Source organism: Streptococcus sp. SN-1, from assembly GCF_041154385.1.
GTDB classification, from domain to species: domain Bacteria; phylum Bacillota; class Bacilli; order Lactobacillales; family Streptococcaceae; genus Streptococcus; species Streptococcus mitis_CT.
This window is the reverse complement of record NZ_AP028929.1, coordinates 659,251-680,488: the sequence shown is the minus strand read 5'-3', so window position 1 is coordinate 680,488 and position 21,238 is coordinate 659,251. Positions and strand designations below refer to the sequence as shown.

The 21,238-nt window shown below is 39.4% G+C and carries 15 protein-coding genes and 2 pseudogenes; 1 reads left to right on the top strand and 16 read right to left on the bottom strand.

Features of this window, described 5'->3' with window-relative positions:
* The 15 genes and pseudogenes from ACAM22_RS02930 to ACAM22_RS02860 form a co-directional block, all read right to left on the bottom strand.
* Positions 1–564: a TIGR01440 family protein gene (locus ACAM22_RS02930; protein WP_000659511.1), complete on the bottom strand. Its 564-nt coding sequence runs from the start codon at positions 562–564 to the stop codon at positions 1–3.
* A 114-nt stretch (positions 565–678) separates the two neighbouring features.
* A complete protein-coding gene (locus ACAM22_RS02925) occupies positions 679–2,370 on the bottom strand; it encodes a sensor histidine kinase (protein WP_261052034.1) in 1,692 nt (563 codons plus the stop codon).
* Positions 2,367–3,104 (bottom strand): response regulator transcription factor, encoded by a 738-nt coding sequence (locus ACAM22_RS02920; protein WP_261052033.1) that lies wholly within the window; start codon positions 3,102–3,104, stop codon positions 2,367–2,369. The genes ACAM22_RS02925 and ACAM22_RS02920 overlap by 4 nt, the downstream gene beginning before the upstream one ends.
* 70 nt (positions 3,105–3,174) lie before the next feature.
* Entirely contained in the window at positions 3,175–4,287 is a 1,113-nt protein-coding gene (msrB, locus tag ACAM22_RS02915; protein WP_261052032.1) for a peptide-methionine (R)-S-oxide reductase MsrB, read from the bottom strand.
* Between the two features lie 9 nt (positions 4,288–4,296).
* On the bottom strand, positions 4,297–4,860 hold the full coding sequence (locus tag ACAM22_RS02910) for a redoxin family protein (protein ID WP_203175294.1): 564 nt from the start codon (positions 4,858–4,860) through the stop codon (positions 4,297–4,299).
* A gap of 13 nt (positions 4,861–4,873) precedes the next feature.
* Positions 4,874–5,584 (bottom strand): cytochrome c biogenesis CcdA family protein, encoded by a 711-nt coding sequence (ccdA2, locus tag ACAM22_RS02905; RefSeq protein WP_203175293.1) that lies wholly within the window; start codon positions 5,582–5,584, stop codon positions 4,874–4,876.
* 328 nt (positions 5,585–5,912) lie between these two features.
* Complete coding sequence (locus ACAM22_RS02900) at positions 5,913–6,812, bottom strand: Rpn family recombination-promoting nuclease/putative transposase (RefSeq protein WP_000603352.1); 900 nt, start codon at positions 6,810–6,812, stop codon at positions 5,913–5,915.
* 142 nt (positions 6,813–6,954) lie between these two features.
* Positions 6,955–7,506 carry a GNAT family N-acetyltransferase gene (locus tag ACAM22_RS02895; protein WP_369606937.1) on the bottom strand — a complete coding sequence of 184 codons (552 nt, stop codon included), beginning with the start codon at positions 7,504–7,506 and terminating at the stop codon, positions 6,955–6,957.
* A 155-nt stretch (positions 7,507–7,661) separates the two neighbouring features.
* A complete protein-coding gene (gene nadE / locus ACAM22_RS02890; protein WP_261052029.1) occupies positions 7,662–8,486 on the bottom strand; it encodes an ammonia-dependent NAD(+) synthetase in 825 nt (274 codons plus the stop codon).
* Complete coding sequence (locus tag ACAM22_RS02885; protein ID WP_261052026.1) at positions 8,483–9,943, bottom strand: nicotinate phosphoribosyltransferase; 1,461 nt, start codon at positions 9,941–9,943, stop codon at positions 8,483–8,485. Before ACAM22_RS02885 ends, nadE begins: the two co-directional genes overlap by 4 nt.
* 115 nt (positions 9,944–10,058) lie before the next feature.
* On the bottom strand, positions 10,059–10,547 hold the full coding sequence (locus tag ACAM22_RS02880; protein ID WP_023943216.1) for a DUF6773 family protein: 489 nt from the start codon (positions 10,545–10,547) through the stop codon (positions 10,059–10,061).
* The gene (locus ACAM22_RS02875) at positions 10,537–10,746 is read right to left on the bottom strand and encodes a helix-turn-helix transcriptional regulator (RefSeq protein WP_001107500.1); all 210 of its coding nucleotides are present in this window, start codon (positions 10,744–10,746) and stop codon (positions 10,537–10,539) included. Before ACAM22_RS02875 ends, ACAM22_RS02880 begins: the two co-directional genes overlap by 11 nt.
* A 379-nt stretch (positions 10,747–11,125) precedes the next feature.
* The gene (locus tag ACAM22_RS02870) at positions 11,126–11,854 is read right to left on the bottom strand and encodes an ABC transporter permease (RefSeq protein ID WP_023943220.1); all 729 of its coding nucleotides are present in this window, start codon (positions 11,852–11,854) and stop codon (positions 11,126–11,128) included.
* A gap of 15 nt (positions 11,855–11,869) precedes the next feature.
* A pseudogene (locus ACAM22_RS02865) lies at positions 11,870–12,761 on the bottom strand (ABC transporter ATP-binding protein).
* Positions 12,762–13,097: 336 nt separating this feature from the next.
* Positions 13,098–13,508, bottom strand: coding sequence for a GNAT family N-acetyltransferase (locus tag ACAM22_RS02860; RefSeq protein ID WP_023943224.1), 411 nt, complete (start codon positions 13,506–13,508; stop codon positions 13,098–13,100).
* Between the two features lie 90 nt (positions 13,509–13,598).
* Here ACAM22_RS02860 and ACAM22_RS02855 point away from each other — a divergent pair.
* Positions 13,599–13,736, top strand: a pseudogene (locus ACAM22_RS02855) (IS630 family transposase); the annotation flags it as partial.
* Between the two features lie 326 nt (positions 13,737–14,062).
* On the opposite strand, the gene ACAM22_RS02850 reads toward ACAM22_RS02855, so the two are convergent.
* Positions 14,063–21,238 carry an SIALI-17 repeat-containing surface protein gene (locus ACAM22_RS02850; RefSeq protein WP_369606936.1) on the bottom strand — a complete coding sequence of 2,392 codons (7,176 nt, stop codon included), beginning with the start codon at positions 21,236–21,238 and terminating at the stop codon, positions 14,063–14,065.

Below are 21,238 nucleotides of genomic sequence, written 5' to 3'. Positions count from 1 at the left end.
TCACGACTTTCTAATAGAATCTTGTGGATAGTGCGCACGCGCACCTCCAATTAATTTTGGACGACTAGCCAGCGCCGTTACGTGGGCATGACCAATTTCTCTCAAAAGAGGGCGAATCGGAACCTGAACATGCTTAACATGCATGCCAATTGCAGTGTCTCCGATATCCAATCCAGCATGGGCCTTGATAAATTCAACCTCAACTGGATCCTTCATAAACTTGAAGGCTGCCAACTGACCTGAACCTCCTGCATGAAGGGTAGGAAGGACACTGACGATTTCTAGACCAAACTGCTCTGCCACCTGACGTTCAACGACGAGGGCCCGATTGACATGTTCACAACCTTGAACAGCTAGATGAATTCCTTTTTCCTCTAAGATATCTAGGATGGTCTTCACAATGATTTCTCCAATTTCTTGGCTGGATTCCTTGCCAATCTGACCACCTATCACTTCACTAGAAGAAAGGCCCAAAACAAAGATGGATCCTTGCTTCAAATTGGCCTTTTCCAATACATCTTCTACAATCTGGCTTGTTTCTCTTTGAATGTCTTTTTCCTTCATACTTGATACCTCTTTTGTCACTATCTATCATATCGTTTTTTCTACGTTTTAGCAAGATAGACAACCTGAAAATCTTACTCCAACCTGCATAAAACTCCCAGAATTGACTGGGAGTTAGCTAGTTTCTATTCTATTTATGTATATTTCAACTGTCGTCCCTTTTGAGGGAATAGAATCGATCTTCATTTGGTAATCTTCTCCAAAATGAAGTTTGAGCCGTTGGTCAACATTTTGCAGACCAACTCCCCCACGTTTAAGTTGACTTTGACTACTATCGCCAGCATCTTGGAAGCCAACTCCATCATCTTCAATACGGATGACCAAGCCCGAATCCTGTTTCTGGACAGAAACTCTAATATGTCCTTGACCTTCCTTTTCCTTAATGCCATTGTAAAGAGCATTTTCTACCAAGGGTTGTAACACCAACTTGGGCAAGACTAAATTATCAAAGGCAGGATTTTCATCAATCTCATATTCCAGCTTATCTCCATAGCGTTGTTTCTGGATAAAGAGATACTGGCGGACATGATTGATTTCGTCAGACAGGCAAATCAAATCCTTCCCCTGATTGAGAGCTAAGCGGAAATAGGTCGCCAAAGACTTGGTCACCTGAACCACTCGCTGACTGTCCTGAAATTCAGCCATCCAGATGATAGTATCCAAGGTGTTATAGAGGAAATGCGGATTAATCTGGCTCGATAGGGCTTGAAGTTGGTACTGACGGGTCGTTTCTTCCTGCCTGCGAATAGCTGCCATCAGCTGATCAATCTGATCCAACATGGTATTAAATTGGCGAGTTACTTCTCTCAGTTCATGGGCACCAGTTTCCTTGGCACGAAGATTCTGATTACCAGATGCAATCTCCAGCATGGTATCTCTCAAATCCTTCAAAGGAGCAATCCAGCGCTTAAGACTGAACCACACCAAACAGAGACAAGCAAGAAGAGATGTGACACTAGCCCCAAGCAAGGTCCACAAGAGTTGATTCCGAACCTGGTCTAACTTCTCTAGTGAAGACACGCCAAGCACCGTCCAATCAGTTCCAGCAATCTTTTCTTGACTGACGTAGGATTTGTGATCTGGAGTATAGCCCTGCCCTGTCTCAATATAGGGTTTCATAGCTTCCATTTCGCTAGACGAACTATAAACTGTGTGTTGAGGATGATAAACAAATTCATGGTTTTCATTGATGATAAAGGCAAAGCCCTGCTGACCCAACTGAAGTTGATTAAGATAGGCTTCCAGAGTTTCATAAGAAATATCCAAACGAAGCACACCTAGATTAGCTCCCTTTGCATCAACAAGTTCTTGAGTGACAGAAATGACCCACTGACTATCTGATTTACGAGCTGGTGTCAAAACTGGCTTAGCCCCCTGATGAATGGCCTTTTGGTACCAATCCTCAGCCATCATATCAGAGGAAGTTCTCATTTGCACACTATCATCTGTAGAAATGACCTGACCTGATTTGGTGACCAGTACAACAGTTTTCAAGTCCTGGTCTGCCTTCAAGATAGTCAAAAATAGATCTCGAATTCCCTTAACCTTGTCTTGACTGGGATTCTCAGCATAGGTCAGGACATCTGCCTGCTGGGTCAAACTAGTCGAGGTGGTTTCTAATTTTTTGATATAAGACTGGATAAAGTGGCTAGTCTGGCTGATAGTCGTTTGGCTATTGCCTTCAATGCTAGCCTCAATGGCCGAGGAACTAGATTGATAGTAGAAAGTCCCAACCAGAGCTAGGAGAATGAGAAAGACCAGAAAGATGGAAATAACCATTCTGACTAGGAGAGAAGAACGTTTCATCGACCGTCCCCCTTCTTAAACTGACGAGGTGTCACACCTGCAATCTGCTTAAAACGTTGGGTAAAATAGTTCATATCTTCAAAACCAACCTTCTCTGCGATCTCATAAATCTTCAGATCTGTAGTTAAAAGCAAGAGCTTGGCTTGTTTGACACGTTCTCTCACCAGGTAATCCTGAAAAGGCAGTCCCAACTCTTTCTTAATCAAAGAACTCAGATAAGTCGGACTAAAGCCCAAGTCACTGGCCAAAGATTTTAAACTAAACTGGCTATCAGCCAAATGGGACTGGATTTTCTGAGCCATATTTCCCTCAAACTTATCGGTCAATAAATCTTGTAACTGCTCTTCCTTTTCTTCCTTATCCAACTTTTGCTTGATTTTCCCCAACATTTCCTCAATATCCTGACGAGAAAAGGGCTTGAGCAGGTAGTCATCCACACCGAGTTTGACAGCAGACAAGGCATAATCAAAATCATCGTAACCTGTCAAAAAAACTAGATGCACCTGAGGATAGGTTTCTCGGACCAGACTGGCCAACTGGATGCCATTTAACTGAGGCATGTTGATATCGGTTAAAATGATATCTGGAACCTGCTTTTGTATCAATTCCCAAGCCTGTCTTCCGTTTTCAGCCTGACCGATGATTTCCATATCGTAGGCTGCGACATTGACCAGCTTGGTCAAGCCTTGTCTTACCAGATATTCATCTTCTACGATTAAGATTGTATAGGTCATGCTTCTCTCCTTTGTCACTTACTAGTATCAGTATAGCAAAATTCTCCTCTAACTGCTTAGGAAAGACTTCTTAATCAACATAATCTAGTAAATAAGCATAACCTTTTTCTTCCATTTGGTCTTTGGGAATAAAGCGGATAGAGAGACTATTAATACAGTAGCGCAAGCCACCCTTGTCCTGTGGGCCGTCCGTAAAGACATGGCCAAGGTGAGAATCTCCAACTCGGCTTCTCACTTCCATACGTGTCATATTGTAGGACTTATCTTCCTTGTAGGTGGCGACATCTGGACTGATTGGTTGGGTGAAACTAGGCCAGCCACAACCAGACTCAAACTTATCCTTTGATGAAAAGAGAGGTTCTCCAGTTGCTACATCCACATAGATACCAGATTCAAATTTATCCCAGTAGCGGTTTGAGAAAGCCCGTTCTGTTTGATTTTTCTGGGTGACTGCATACTCCTCAGGTGACAGGGTCTTTTTCAATTCCTCATCACTTGGTTTTGGGTATTTGCTGGCATCGATGACGGGATAGGCTGCCTGATTGACATTGATATGGCAGTAGCCATTTGGATTTTTCTTGAGATAATCTTGGTGATAATCCTCCGCCACTACAAAATTCTTCAAGGTTTCCTTTTCAACTGCTAGAGGTTGATCGTATTTCTTAGCTACCTCATCAAAGACTTGGTTAATCACCTCTAAATCCTTGTCATCTGTGTAATAAACACCGGTACGGTACTGGGTTCCCACATCATTTCCTTGTTTATTTTTGCTGGTTGGATTGATAATGCGGAAATAATGAAGCAGGATTTCCTTGAGGGAAATTTGATTGGCATCATAAGTAACATGAACAGTCTCCGCATGACCTGTTTGGTTAATCAATTCGTACTTGGTTGTTTCCCCTCTACCATTTGCATAGCCTGATACGGCATCTGTCACACCGGGAACGCGTGAGAAGTATTCCTCAACTCCCCAGAAACAACCTCCAGCCAGATAAATTTCGTGCAAGTCTGCATCTTTACTCACTTCTGTTTTTTTCACTGTTTTTACTCCTTGGCTAACTGATGCTTTCTCAATTTGCGAGCTATCTGTCTGCCCTGCATTTCGCATCAATAGAAAATAGAAACCGCTTATAGCTAGGAAAAAGATTCCTGCCAAGACAAACAATTTTACTTTATCATTCATGACCTTTCTCTACCCCATTTCTTTCAATGTTTTTAAAATCATATCCTTATCCATAAAACCAGGTTGCGTTTTGACTAGCTTACCTTCCTTGTCTATAAAGGCTTGAGTTGGGTAAGAGCGAACGCCATAAGTTTCCAAAAGTTTACCTGACGGGTCAATTAAAACTGGGAAATTTTTATAATCCAAGCCCTTGTACCAGTTCTTAAAGTCTGATTCTGCTTGTTCCCCCTTATGTCCAGGAGACACCACTGTCAAGACCACATAGTCGTCTCCAGCATCTTTGGCAATTTCATCCGTATCTGGAAGACTAGCTAGACAGATGGAACACCAAGAAGCCCAGAATTTGAGATAGACTTTCTTGCCCTTGTAATCAGACAAGCGGTAAGTCTTGCCATCTACTCCCGTCAGTTCGAAATCAGCAACTGCCTGACCTTTAGTCGCAGTTTGCGCACTGACTTGTTCTGTTTTGGTTTGCTCCTTCATAGTAGCTTCGTCTGACATATTTTTAGCCGAACAGGCTGCCAAGCAACAGATTGAGCCTACTCCAAGGAGACATGTTTGCCATTTTTTCATTTCTTTTTCCTCTCTATTCAAATAATGTAGTCAAAATGGAAGCATTTCCCAAAAGCACCAAGATTCCCATCACGATAATGAGGAAACCACCTACTTTTTTGAGGGTTCCAAGGTAGGGATGAAGTTTTCGGAAATGTTTCAAAACATAGCTGGAGGCAAGAGCTAGAACCAAGAATGGTAGTGCCAAACCCAGCGTGTAAACCAACATGAGACCAGCTCCCTGCCAAGCACCTGAACCACCTGAAGCCGCCAAGGCTAAAACAGAGCCAAGAACTGGTCCTACACATGGAGTCCAAGCAAAACTAAAGGTCAAGCCCAGTAAAAATGCCTGACTATAGCCCTTACCCTTTTGCACCTGTCTCTTTAATTGTAGCCTTCTTTCCTTGTAGAGTCCCTGAAAATGTAAGACTTCCATCTGGTGTAAGCCCAAGAGAATGATAACGGCACCTGTCACATATTGAAACCAAGAAGCATACAGCAAATTGCCTAAAAAACCAGCTCCATAGCCTAGTAAGATAAAAACAAAGGAAATCCCTATTATAAAAGCTAGAGTTCGCAATAAACTGACAAGTGAGATTGAAAATTTGCCACTAGAAGCCTGAGCACCATCTTTGTCATCCAACAAGACCCCTGCATAAACCGGTAACAAGGGTAAAATACAAGGAGAAAAGAAGGAAAGAATTCCAGCAAGAAAAACACTGATAAAAAAGATAATCGTATCCATTGTCTTCCTCCATTCTTTGGTTCGATAGGACTATTATAGCCCCAAAACTCCAGAAAAAACAGGGACAATGATAGGGAAAAATAGGAATTTAATCAGGTTATACTTCAAATAAATCAAAAAAACATGAGTAAAAGGGTAAGCTATCTTAGTTTTTTGAGCCAACATTTAGTAAATTAAAAAACAGATTCTTCCATCTATCACGGAAAAATCTGTCATTGATTTACTGATTTACAAAAACTCCAACCACGGTTTACGAACCTTATCTTTGCTGGTTCCTCTGTATTTTTTAGTTCTAAGAACCCCATTTTAACCATTATTGGTAATAGTCTTACAACAAGGCCTCAAACTCAGCAACGGTCATTCCCAATTGCTGGCTGGCAACCTCAGGTGTTAGAAGACCTTGGCGAACTAGATTTACTAAACCTACTTTTAACCCCTCTTTGATTCCCTCTGCACGGCCACGTTCTAAGCCTTTTTCTTCAGCTTGCTCCAAGGCATAGTCATGAGCCAATAATGCTTGTTCTTCTCGCATACGTAGTTGACTAAACATTTTCCTGTCCTCCTCGGACCAGCTCTTGTAGTCCAGCAGTTGGTCTGCTTGGCTGATGGCTCGCTCAGGTTGTTGGGTAAAGGGCTTGTTACCAAAAAACTCCAACCACGGCTTGCGAACCTTGTCTTTGCTGGTTTCTCTGTATTTTTTTAATTCCAAGAATGCCATCTTGACCAGATGGTTTTCTTGACCGTTATTTGTTATGGTTAAGACCTCACCTGTCGTGTCCTCTCGCATACTAAAGCTATGAAAAGCTTGATCATCTTGAAAGTAGTTACTATCTACAATTGCGATAGCGTATACTGGTGCGATGTGTTTATAACTCTGGTGAGTATTGCCTTCTTGCTGGCGAATTTTTTCAAGATTTTGATTGACCTGACTACACAGGTAAGCCCACAGGCGATTGATGAAAAAATTCTGATGATGCACCTGAATCTCAATAATTACTTGTGTCCCATTGTCCAACTCCGCTAAGACGTCTATACTGGTATAGAAATCCTGCGCCGAGTACGACAGGGTAGGCAAGACATGAATATTGCTTCCCTCCAAAATCGTTACAGTTTTTGCAGGTAAATCCAACATATCGCGAATAAATTGACAAGTGATTTCTGGATTGCTAAAAATCTTCTTAGCAACCAAATCGTTGGTCGGGCTGATGCCCGGATGTCTGAGAATCATTCTTTCTCTCCTTTCATTATAACACATTTTTTAATCTAGGATTACTAGATTCACTGACTCTATCTATTTATTCGGAAAAGAAAGGATAAATGAAATAGTAAATAAAAAAATAAGAACAGCGGATAAGCAATAAATGTTAAGCTTATCTATCCTTCTTACTTATCTGGTAATAAATGAGGTCCGCAAGATAGCCCTTTCTCTCCACCCCATTTGCAACAGTTTTTAGATAGGACATTCCAGCCTTCTCCATGACACGACCTGAAGCTGGATTGAGACTGACATAACGTGCCTTGACTTCTTGAAAACCTGCTTGAGTAAAACAAAAGTCCAAAACAGCTTTCAAGGCCTCTGTCATAATCCCATGTCCCCAGTAAGCCTTGCCTAGCACATAGCCAATTTCACAAGAAGAATCGTTCTCATCTATTGCAACGATACTGATATCTCCTATCACCTGCTCTGGCTTTTCTTTGAGACAAATGGCCCATTTGTAATAGTTGGGATTTGTATAGGAGGTAACCCAATTACGAATGGAGTTTCGAGTCACCTCGACATCAGGATGAGGATCCCAGGTGACGTAGGTTAGATTCTCAGCAGATGAAGCCCAATTCTGAAACATGGCTTCTGCATCACTTTCCACAAATCTTCGCAAGATTAAACGATCTGTCTGTAACGTTTGCGTACCGATTGATTTCATGACACTACCTCGCTTTCTGATAGATGATTCTCTGCCTAACCTCAATTTAAATTTACTTTGCTTTTGAATTTCAAGGTAATAAGCAAAAAAGGTCCACCGGACCTTCCTCGCTTTCTTATTTCTAAACTCAGGGTAAAAAGGTCCCCCGGACCTTTTTACTCCCAAAAGTTATCGAATACGGTGATTGGTAGGTGGCGTTTATGTTGGCCTTTGTGCCACCAGTTTTCGATTCTTGCTTGGGCTTCTGGGCTGATTGTTTTGCCTTCTAGGTAGTCGTCAATCTCTTCATAAGTGACTCCAAGTGCGACTTCGTCAGCTAGACCTGGTTTATCTTCTTCTAGGTCTGCTGTTGGGATTTTTTCATAAAGGGCTGGGTCTGCACCAAGTTCCTGCAAGAGTTGTTTTCCTTGGCGTTTATTGAGGCGGTAAAGAGGGAGAATATCCGCACCACCGTCACCAAACTTGGTAAAGAAACCTGTGATATTTTCCGCGGCGTGGTCTGTTCCAATGACCGATCCGCTATGGGAACCAGCAAGGGCATACTGAGCAATCATACGGCAACGAGCCTTGATATTTCCCTTGTTGAAGTCTGAAACAGGGCTTCCTGTCGCTTCAACTGCAGCTGTCATGGCGTCAGCTGATTCCTTGATATTCACAACCAAGCTGATATCTGGTTGGATGAAAGCAAGAGCTTTTTGAGCATCTGCTTCATCGGCTTGTACTCCGTATGGCAGACGGACAGCGATAAATTTGTAGCTATCATCCCCTGTCTCTGCTCGCAGTTCTTCCATGGCCAGTTGAGCCAATCGTCCTGCTAAGGTTGAGTCTTGTCCTCCAGAAATCCCTAGTACAAAAGTTTTAAGGAAGGGATGTTTTTTCAGATATCTTTTTAAGAAATCAATCGAACGACGAATTTCTTCCTGGGCATCAATCACGGGTTTGACACCCAGTTCTTGGATAATCGTTTCTTGCAAACTCATTCTTCTTCTCCTTCACCAAGAGCTTCCTTGCGCATTTTGTCAATCAAGTCCATCTTGTCTTGCCATACATCACGCGCCAAATCCACTGGATAATGCTGAGGATTGAGCACGCGCTTGTACTCATCCCAAAGCTTGTCAAATTCCTTACGGGCATAAGCCTGAATCTCAGTTAAGCTAGGCAGGTTGTAAATCAATTTTCCGTCTTTGAAGATATCCACCAAGAGAGGCACGGCATCAAAATTACGAACGGTCTTCTTGATGTAGGTATAAGTCGGATGGAACATCTTGATTTCTGTCATGTCGCTTACATCTACGCCATCATAAGTGATATAATCGCCTTCTGACTTGCCTTTTTCACGACTGGTAATACGCCACACCTGCTTCTTACCTGGCGTAGACACTTTTTCAGCATTATTTGACAGCTTAATAGTATTGCGCATCTGGCCATTTTCATCTTCGATTGCAACAATCTTGTAAACTGCCCCAAGAGCTGGCTGGTCATAAGCTGTAATCAGCTTGGTACCCACGCCCCAGACATCAATCTTGGCCTTTTGCATCTTGAGGTTGAGGATGGTATTTTCGTCCAAATCATTTGAAGCATAAATCTTAGCCTCTGTAAATCCAGCCTCGTCCAGTTGCTGACGGACTTTCTTGGAAATGTAAGCAATATCCCCAGAGTCAATCCGCACACCCATAAAGTTAATCTGGTCACCCAGTTCACGCGCCACCTGAATGGCAGCTGGAACTCCAATGCGAAGGGTATCATAGGTATCCACAAGAAAGACGCAATTTTTGTGGGTCGCAGCATAAGCCTTGAAAGCTTCATAGTCATTTCCATAAACCTGAACCAAAGCATGGGCATGGGTTCCCAAAACAGGAATGTCAAAGAGTTTACCAGCGCGCACGTTGCTGGTTCCATTGGCTCCACCAATCACCGCTGCGCGTGTTCCCCAGATAGCCGCATCCATTTCTTGAGCCCGACGTGTCCCAAACTCCATCAAGGGTTCATCTTCGATGACCGAACGAATACGAGCTGCCTTAGTCGCCACCAAGGTCTGGTAGTTGACGATGTTCAAAAGAGCCGTTTCGACCAACTGACATTGGGCTAGAGGACCTTCCACCTGCACAATCGGTTCATTGGCAAAAACCAAATCCCCTTCTTGGGCAGAACGAACGGTCAACTCCAACTGGAAATTGCGAAGGTAATCCAAGAATGCTCCATGATAGCCTAGAGACTCCAAATAGGCAATATCACTATCTGAAAAACGCAAGTCTTCAAGATAATTCACAATTCTTTCCAAACCTGCAAAAACCGCATAGCCATTCTTAAAAGGCTGTTGGCGGAAATAAACCTCAAAGACCGCCTTTTTATTGTGAATTCCTTGGTCAAAGTAAACCTGCATCATGTTAATCTGGTACAAGTCCGTGTGCAATGTCAAACTATCATCTGGATACATACTTTTCCTACTTCCTTAGCTAGAAACCCATGAAAATTTTCAAGAACTTTCATGTATTCCAATAAATTAGTACTATTATATCACATTTTATCTGGATTGAGAAAAGAGTAACAAGCTATTCTCCACTCTCCAGTTCATCCATGTCTTGCTCAAATTTTTTCTGAGCCCATTCGCCATAGCTCTTAAGACCAAGATTGCCAATAAAGACCCAGGGAAGATAAATAACATAAGTAATTGCCCAAGCAGATAGGTATTTAACGTTCAAAGGATTGTGCTGATAAACTTCTATGTTGAATTGATAATTCTGTAACATCAAAAGAGCCGTAATAGCCAAGGTTAAGAAAAAACAACCCAAAATCGTAAAATGAAAACGACTATAGTAGGTTACTCCCAGATAACGGGCACGATTGAAAAAGAAGAAAATTCCTACTATCAGAGTATACACTAGAAAATTCGGATTAAAAAGAGATGGAGATAACACTGCTACTAAATAGCTTAGAAGTACAAGCCCAATAAAGAGTGAAAAAGACTCTGCCCCAGCTTTATTGATTAGTTGTTCTTCTCTTTCGTCAAGTAATTGATAATGAATGAATTTATTTACCATCTTCTTCCTCCCAAAATAGTTGGTCTAGGGTTTTTCCTAAACATCTGCAAATAGACTGGCAAAGCGAGAGACTGGGATTGTATTTTCCCGCCTCTATCAAACCAATAGTCTGGCGCGTCACCCCCACAGCCTCTGCCAGTTGACCTTGAGTTAAATCAAGCTCTACACGAGCTAATTTCAATTTTAAATTTTTAGCCACCTGCGTCCTCCTTATAGTTTTAATACTCATCTACTCTTAAAAAATCCAAAACCAACACAAGCTGTCAGCTATTTATTATAACCTCATTAATTAGCACTCCAATATTATCTTCAGCCTAAAATCAGTATGTTGGATTGTTTGAAATAAACTTCCTAGTTTGCTATTTGATTTTTTGTTTAGTATTAGCTTTAGTAGGGTCTTTTAAACGAGTTTTGATTGCTTATATTTCTTATTTAGTTGATTTCATATCACTATTATATAATGCTTTTGGAAATGAGTCTAGCATAAGACAAAAACGTGTACACAACAAGAGCAGGAGCATACCAAGATGACTGATTTTTTGCTGGATTTTAAGTCTGTAAAATAATACTAAATGAAACTAAAATGAATACTTCTTGCTTTTCTTGAGAGTGAAAAAGTACAATAAAATGATTGTAGTGATTACCACAAGATACTGACTAATAGACATCGTATTTGAAGCAACAAATACAGGTAAGGAATAAAAAGGAAGAAGTTCAATTGCTTTGATAAACAAATCATTACTAGTATTCATCATAATCGTATTTAATATATTAGGGACAAAGAGTAGTAAAGCTACTAAAATACCAAATACCAAGCCACTTTTCAATTTGTATAAATAGAAAATGTAAGATAATAGAAAATAAAATAGGACTAACAAAATTGTATTGACTACAATGACTGCTATAAAATCTAATCCTAAATCACCTGGAACACCCAATTTACTTACGATGACTAGTAGCACAATGCCATTCAAAGCATAAATAATGGAAACTGAGATGGCATATAGAAAATTAGACAAGACATAAATCATCCGATTTTTCTGTTGATTATAAAACAAACTTACCGTATTGTGGGAAAAATCTCTACTAATGACTCGGTTAGCATGTATAACAGCCATTAACATACCGAGCATAGCATAAAAGTTTGAAATATGCTTAATACCAAGCGATGTCCCTTGAGTATTTAGAATAAAGAATGTAACCAATATCGGCGGTATAAACGAGATAAGCAAACCGAGATATATTACGCCTGATGAATATAAATCTCTTATATTTTCCTTAAGAAAATTCAATTTATTTAATTTCATGATTATAACCTTCCTTTATTTTGAACGATTTAGATAAATATCTTTAAGCGTTTCTTTTTTAGTTTCAAAATCAACTACTTTAATAGAGTTTTCGTTAAAAAATTTAAAAAGCTCACTACTTTGAATATTCCCAGACATAGTAATTCTCAGTCCCTCTTCCTGAACAATATCCCCAAATTCTTGTTTGGTAATGAAAATGTCTCTATCTGTAGCTGATGAAAAAGCTATCTCAAACAAGCAATTATGACTATCTTTTCCTACTTTTTGAAATGTCAAAAGCCCGTTCTCCAAGAAAAGAACCCTCTCACAAATTTCTTCAATATCTTCTAATTTATGACTCGATATTAAAATTCCAACATTTTCATGTAAAGCTAAATTTTTTAGAACCGCTAAAACTATTTGTGATGATTCAATATCTAAACCATTAGTCGGTTCATCTAAAATCAATATATCAGGTTCCGTAACAAGAGTTAGAAGCAAAGCTAATTTTTGTTTTGTACCCAAAGAATAGGTCTTTACTTTTTTATTAATAGACTGAGTCGAATCTAACTCTTGGATCAAACTTCCAAATCTTTCTTGATTGTAGTCAACACCATATAAGTTTGACAAATATTTTAAATTCTCTAAACCTGTTTTAGATAAAAATAATTTTGGTTCTTCGATTAAATACCCAACATTATCACTACTTATAATATTCCCTGAAGTCGGTTGATTATTCTGAACAAGAATTTTCATCAACGTACTCTTACCAACTCCGTTTCTCCCTACTAGACCAACAATTTCACCCTTGTTAAGTGCGAAATTTATATCTTTGAGAATGGTTGAATGACCATAATGCTTACTTACATTTATAACTTCCATTTTTTATTCCTCCATTAATATTCTTGGTTTTCTCTTTGATTCTCATTAATTTTAAAAAGTTGCGCCTCTTTTTAACAACATTATATCATATATCTAACTCAATGCAATATATAAATGTCATTTTGTAAAATTTTATTAACAAAAAACTCTCTACCATAAAAAATAGAGAGTGTTAAGTTTAAATATAGGGTTTCAAAATATCGACGACATCACTTCTTTTCTTAACCTGATAAGACTTGATTCCCAATTTCTCAGCTGCAATTGTATTGTCCTCAATATCACCTAGAAAGACACAATGTGTAGGATTTAACTGGTATTTATCGAGAATCTACTTCATACTTATGTCAAGCCCCCCTCTTTGATTTATGCTTTCATATTCTCCTTACAAATCCTTTTGGTAATAATATCTTTGCCCAATGTAGGGATAGTCTTGTAACCTAAAGACTTCCTTGTAGCCATGCCTTTTATAAAAATCAGGAGCTTGAAACTGGTAGGTATTGACAAAAGCAAAACGACAGTTTCGATTCTTAGCTTCAGTTTCTGCTTGCTGCAATAGCTTTGAACCGATTCCTTGCCTTCTCAGTTCCTCTTTTACAAATAAATACTCGATTTCTAGCCAATTTCCAAAAGTCTCTGCTATCAAACCTGCCAGGAGATTGCCCTTTTCATCTTCGACATAAAGATTAAGTGGCTCACTTTCAGCCTCTTCTCTTTTGGAACGATTATAAGCACGAATCAGATTCCCAATTTCTTGCGCCTTCTGGGAATCCTCATTTTCCAATTTAAAGTACATCTAAACCTCCTTGAAAACTGATACAGCTTGATTATAAATTTATTACAAGGATTTAGAAGTTGCGGTGCACTATTCTAGATTCAATATACTATACCTCTTCCTCCCTACTCACCTGAGTACAATCCTATTTAAAAAACATGGGCTCATATCAAAAAGCACCTCAAAAAGGTATTACCAAGTTGCAATACTTTTTTTGAGGCTCTTTTGTCTTGTTATTTTTTCAATTGACTATAAAATCTCCAATTTAATTGCTCGTCATTTTGTAAAGAGACTAAGAGGAACTGTATTAAACGAATTATAATCTGTATAAATAACCTTAATGTTCCATTATTAGATGTACACCGTAAAATACCTGCATAACAAATATAAAATATTAATCGTTATGCAGGAAACCTATCTATCCAATCAAGTAAGAAATAATCAGTAGGATATGTTCCAAAACTTCAAATCGCTTGTATATCAAATATCATGAGACGCTTACAAAAGTTTAAATAACATAATTTTTAACTATATTTTCAGCTACAATATTCCTCTGCTAATCTTACACATTATATTTAATCTTCTTTTCTTCGACCTACATATAGGCTCAATAGAATACCGCTACCTAAAAGAACAGATATATAATCAGATTGACTTCCAGTTTCTGGTAATTTTTCCCCATGGTTTTCTTTAACTGGAGTTGCTACTACTGGGTTAGCATTTACTGGAGTTGCTGGTTGACCCGGTGTTGGTACTACTGGTGGTTCTGGTTTAACCGGTACTTCTGGTGTTGGAACAACTGGAGTTGGAACAACTGGAGTTGGAACAACTGGAGTTGGTTGTACTGGCACATTTGGTGTTGGTTGCGCTGGTACTGTTGGAATATCTAATTTTGGTACCTCTTGTACTTCTGGCATTCCTGGTACTCCACCATTGAATTCTGGTAATTCGTGATTTTCAGGCATTCCTGGTACTCCACCATTGAATTCTGGTAATTCGTGATTTTCAGGCATTCCTGGTACTCCACCATTGAATTCTGGCAATTCATGAACTTCTGGCATTCCTGGCACACCACCGTTGAATTCTGGCAATTCATGAACTGGTGGTTCTGGCATTGCAAATGTTGGTCCTTCTGGCACATTTGGTGTTGGAGGAACTGGTTTGTCATTTGATGGTGTTACTGGTTTGTCTTGGCATCCACATTTATCATCTTTGCCATCCTTACCGTCTTTGCCATCACGTCCATCACGACCATCTTTACCGTCTTTAACAACTATTTTTGTCACAGTTCCGTCAGAATTGATGATTGTGATTGTATGACTACCATCTCCATTATCTTCAACAGAAACTTTTGGTGATTTACCATCTTTACCGTCTTTAATCACCATTTCTGTCTTACTTCCATCAGGATTAATAATTGTAACAACGTGAGTTCCATCGTTATTATTTTTAACAGTTACAGTTGGTGAAACGCCATCTTTGCCATCTTTGATAATAGATTTGTATTCACGACCATCAGAATCAACGATTGTTAAGGTGTGAGTTCCGTCTCCGTTATCAACGATGTTCGCTTTTGGTGATTTACCATCAAAGATTGTAGTTGTCGTTTCTTTACCATCAGTTCCTGTCACCTTAATAGTGTGTGAACCATTGTTGTTATCAATCACTTCAAGTTTTGGTGCTTTACCATCACGAACTGTAGTTGTTGTAGTTGTACCGTCTGAGTTCACAACTGTGATAGTGTGAGTTCCATATCCGTTAGCCACAACCTTAGCAGTTGGTGATTTACCGTCACGAACTGTAGTTTCAGAAACAGTACCATTACCGTTTTCTACACGAATTGTGTAAGTACCATCATGGTTATCAGTAACAGTGGCTACTGGTGATTTACCATCTTTAACAATGGTTTCAGTAGTTGTTCCATCTCCATTTAAAACTGAAATCTTATGTGTTCCATTTTGTTCATCAGTTATAGTAACTTTTGGTGATTTACCATCACGAACTGTAGTTTCAGTTGTCACACCTTCTGGATTTGTAATAACGATTGTATGACTTCCGTCTCCATTATCACGAACTGATGCGGTTGGAGTACGTCCGTCAACACCGTCACGTCCATTTTTCACAACAAATTCATTCTTAGTTCCATCTGGGTTTGTAATAGTTACTGTGTGGCTTCCGTCTGGATTTTCTCTTGTTGTAGCTGAAGCAGCTTTACCATCTTTACCATCTTTGATAATAGCATTTGTAATATTACCTTCTCCATCTATCACTTTAACAGTGTGAGTTCCATCGTTATTATCTGTTACTTCAACTTTTGGAGTCTTACCGTCTTTACCGTTTTTAACAACTGTTTCTTTTGTTGTTCCTTCTGGATTTGTTACAGTGATTGTATGACTTCCATCTGGATTATCTGTTGTTGTAATAGTAGCAGTTTTACCGTCTTTGCCATCTTTGACTTTAGTAGTTGATTCAGAGCCATCTCCATTGCGTACTGTAATAGAGTATGTGCCATCTCCATTATCTGTCATCGTTACAACTGGTGATTTACCATCTGCTCCGTTTGCTCCTGTTTCACCTTTATCACCTTTTGTAATTTTAGGAACCACAGTTGCTGTAACTAATGGACTAGTAGCTTTATTTGGTTCAGTTTGTGTTACAAAAATATTATCACCTTTCACCACGGCTTTGTCTAAAGTAACTGACCATGTTCCCTCCGAAACTGTAGCTGTTTTAACGGTACTATCTGGAAGGGTAACACTAATAGTAGAATCTGTTATCCCTGTTCCTGTAATCGTTGTAACACCTTCGATAATGGCATCTACCATCGCTTCCTTGGATACAACTAATCCCGATTGAGGAACAACAGTGGCACTGATGTCATTACTAATCGTTTTGTTTACTTCTTTTTGTCGAGCAGAAATACTTTGTCCTTTTACAAGAGGTGCTGGCGTATCTACCATCCATGTTCCATCCTCTACCACTAAAGCTGTTTTCTCAACTCCATCTGGAAGCGTAACGGTAACCGTAGCTCCTGCAACACCGCTTCCTTTAATTACATTAGAACCTTCTTTCGCATCTGTAATAATAGGAATCTTAGAAATAACTTCTACTACATTCAAGACAAAGGTTTCTCTAGCTTCACCACTACCTAATAGATCATCATTTCGCGCAATAAAAGTAAAAGTTATAGTACCCGTTCGCGTAGGAGTCCCACTAATGGTGTGTGTGCTGGCGTCATAGGTCAATCCATAAAACATCTTTAAGAATGCATCAATGTACGATTCCTCCATACCTCTTTCACTAGCATGATTAATATATCCACTACTGCCAAAAGAATCAAGTAATGCATCACTACCGTAAATCTTTGCATGATCATTTAGTTCTATCGTTGAGGGTTCCATAGGAGTCCCTACTTGGATGGTTTGATGATTGTGGGGAATCCTAATAGTAGCTGGAAGTGGATCTACCTGAATAGTCACTGTAGCTTTTCTTTCATTACCACGTATACCACTTGGGTTAGCAACCATTGTAATTGTAAAGGTTCCAGCTTGAGTAGGCGTTCCTTCAATCACCTTCTTATCGCTATTGTAAATAATCCCCTGAGGAAGAGTCCCGCTTTCTACACTAACCTCTATCCCATCTGGTACACTCACCGCCACTGGAGCAATCGCTGACATAACAGTCGTATGTCGTTCCTGATTATCCATAAAGTTAAATTCCTTAGCAGTCACCGTCAATGGAATCGTTAATTCATTTCTAACACCACCAGCAACTCCTGTGAAATTTTTGTCTAAGAATGTTGACAAATAGATTCTGTGATTCCCAACGACTGTAGGTATTCCCGTAATCTTACCTGTTGACGCATCATAGCTTAAGCCAATATCAGATAGAGAACCAAAATAACTATAGTCACGTTCCTTCACCAGTACATTTAGTTGTAAGGTAGAATGTGGTTCCTTGGTGACTGTAATAGTCGGAATAGAATCCTCGGCTGTTACTTCAACAGATGACCTATCTGCCTCTAAAATCGGTGTTAACGGTTCTACACGAAGAGTTACCTGCCTTCTTGTCACTTGACCTCCAAGTGCCTGTGGCATAACCGCCCGAATATTAAATTCATAGGTACCTACCCCTTCTGTTGGACTTCCTATAATTTGATGATTGGATGCATCATATCTCACTCCAGACGGAGCATTCTCTAAATCAATTGTTGCACGTTCATCAAAATCCGATACCGTAATTGGAATCATCTCTTTATCTGCAGCAAATGTCTGGTTTTCATTGTTAATACTAAGAGCTGATGTTATAGGAGTAACTTCAATATAAATTGTCTTCCAAATAGTTCTGCGAACGTTGCTATCTGCATAGTTATACGGCATTTCGGTCTGAACTAAAATTTGATAAACATATCCCTCGTAGGACATTGCACTTGGAATTCCTGTAATAGTTCCTGTATGTGTCGACTCATCATACGAATAACTCAAACCAGCTGGTAAAGAATTTGAATCGACTGTCAGTTTTGAATGCGAATCATGCTTGATTGTAATAGGTAGAATCTCTGTTCCAATCGATGCTGGGAGACGTGTTTCATTAGAAGTATAAGCATCTGTTGCTTGAGTTCCTGATCCGATTGTCAAGCTCGGACTTAGCCCTGTTACGTTAATGGTATAGGTAGTAGTTGTAGTACGAACAAGCCCATTTGAACCTCTTCTACTAATTGTTGCAGTGAGCTCATAGCGACCAACTGCAGTCGGTATCCCTGTAATTTTAGTCCCATCATTACTAATTTTTAGACCAGAATTAGAAAAATTATAGGAATCATTCGCACGATAAGTTACCACTGCATCGTCAGGTACCTCTTGCAATCCAAGAGCAGATACCTTGGATAAGACCGAAACTTCTGTGTTTTCTGGAGGAACGACAAATTCCTTCGGCTTCACAGTTAGACGCACAACAGTCGACTTAACAACATCTCCCTTAACAGCAAGTACTGGAACTTCATACTGCCCTTCATAAAGACCTTTCCCTATAATTTTATTATCAACAAATCGTGTCCCTTTTGGAAGTTTTGTCTTATCAACTTTAATGGTCACACCTTCACTTGGAGTCGTTGTGATGACCATTTCTTTCCAATCTTCACCCTCGGAAATTGTTTGATCTGTATTAGTAACATTAACCGCTAAATCGTCTACTATATTAGATTCTATCACATAATAAAAATCGGTAAAGGTTTCATGTTTTTTCCCTTCGTCATCTGTAAATGTCACATAAACACGCGCCTTTTGTTGTGACGACGTGTGCTTCAAACCGTAAATAGAAATAGTAGAGTCATTAGGGTTCCCTTCAAAAAAGGCATAACCGCCACTTGATTCCACACGAATTCCTGTTATTTTGGAGTTGTTTTCCATAGAAACTGGAATAGGGGTTGGAACTGTTCCCTCATGCCAATGCTGGTTTGGAATCGGATTAATAGCGTCTACTATCTCAAACTCAAATGTCCGCGGAGCACCAGTCTGATAGTGACCATCATAGGCATTCACTGAAAAAGAATATTTTCCCTTCGCAACTTTAATACCTGATTTTTTGACAACATAGGCTTCTGTCGGATGTCCTTCCGTAACCTTTCCAGGAACTGCCCTCAACTCAACCCCTGCTGGAAAACTATCTGCTTTTATATAGGCATTATCTTTATTGAGAGTTACTTTTCCTAAGATTTGTTCTTCATCAGAAATCGGAAGCGTAACCTTATCAGTAGATTTATCTACATACTCTTCATTAGGTTCAAAAAGAGCATCTGCATTGGTTAACGCATAAGTACGATTATCTGAAGCGTTGGAGTCTGAGCGTTCACTAGAAATAGAATTTTCATAAGTTGTAAAATTCAATGTAATCGTTTTGACTAAGTTCAAGCTATCAGTCATTTGAAATTTCACTGAATAGTTACCTGCTGTTTTAGGCAATTTCGTAAATTGAAGATAATATGGAGTTTTATCCAAGATACCATACATGTTATCTTTCAACAATCCACTTGACAAATCATACCCTGGCATTGTTTGGAAATCTACAGTATTACTGTAAACTCCCTTATCTGGAGCCTTGTCTTTCCTTAAGTCCACCAACTTAACTTCTACTCCATCTGAAGCGGATAACAACCGAAAATCTGTAATAGATAATCCTTGTTTATTATTATTAGCATAATCTGTAGAACGATCCATTAGAGCAAAGATTGGAATCATGGCATAATAACGTTTCGTATCTGCGGTAGCATTTTCAACAGTTTGATTACTAGAATCCATAAAATAACCAAAGGGAGTCGTTGGCATTCTGATTCCATCAATCGTGATGTCTATTTTTGGTCCAGAAGAATCTTTATATAGATCATTCAAATTACTTACTCCTTTATAAATAACCGGAGAAGTTCGAGAAGGATCTGTTATGCTACCATCATATGTAAACTCAGTCCTATCATCTCTATTATTGGGAAAATAAGACAAAGGATTGTCTCTCCCTGAAGTTGCTAACACCATAAATCCAAAGTGAGTTGTTGTCGTAATATTTATAAATCCAGCTACTTTCACTTCAGGATGTGAACGGGATTGGAATCCAACTTCATATTTTCCTCCTATTTCTCTTGTTGGCGTAAGGGTAGCAGTTAACCAGCCACCTTCCAAGTCTAAATTAAAGCCTAAATCCTTTGCCCCTTGGGTCATTTCCAAGTCAGAAGCGTCAATGTTTGAAAAACCAACTTTATACTTTATTTCATAAGTATGCTGAGCATTTCCAGCAAGAGTAATACTTTCTTCACCTAATTTGCCCGGAGTTATCTTTTCTAGTGTTAAGTATGGTTGCCCAGTAACGGCAGGGGAAGGATACTCTACTTTCCTCTTTTGCCTCACCTTTCCCTTATCAGAGTTATGGAGTTTAAAAATAACCTTTACAGGAACCCCTTCTGATAAGGTGATAGTTTGATGGCTTGTTGCATTATCAGAGATACTCCATCCCTTGAGGGATTCATTTCCATCAATGGAAGCTTGAACAGTCACTTCCTTTTTCACAACTGCTTCAAAGGTAGAAACCGTTTCTTCCTTGTCCTCACTATCTAGGACAAGCCCCGTCTTTTCATCAACGTATTCAACTGTATACTTAAGCGTGACAGTACGGTCTGTAGCTTCTGATTTCCCAAATCCCTCTACTTCGTAGACAAAAACATTGTCCTCCCCTTCAACAATTTCTTTTGTAAAGGTTGTTGGATTACCATCTGGAACATAGTAACTTTCTAATTGACTATCATTTGCTAGCTCTCCACCAATTTCTGTAACGATAACTTTTGCTTTTGCTTCAGTAGTTTCTACCGTCTTCGTCTTCGTTACCTCATGAACTACTTGATGAGATTTGCGATCTACATAGCGTACTTTATAGACAATACTTACTGCTCTTTTAGGAGTTGTAAGTTCTTCACTTGCTCTTATTCCTGTTTCTACCCCTGAAGCAGCTGTTTCAGTCGCATTTTCTTCTGGATGAGACGATGTAACAATAAGATGATTTGTTTCAATATCTCGGGTACTTGATTCACTACTCTCCGCCCTATCCAATGGCTTCAAATCAGGAATAGAAGCACTTTCTTCTGCTTGTACAGGAGACATCAGTACCCCCATTAAAACAGCCGGACCCACTAATCCAATCAAAGCCGAATTAGCTCCATATGCCTTATACTTACGGATTGAAAAGATTTCCTTATGTTCTTTTTTCAC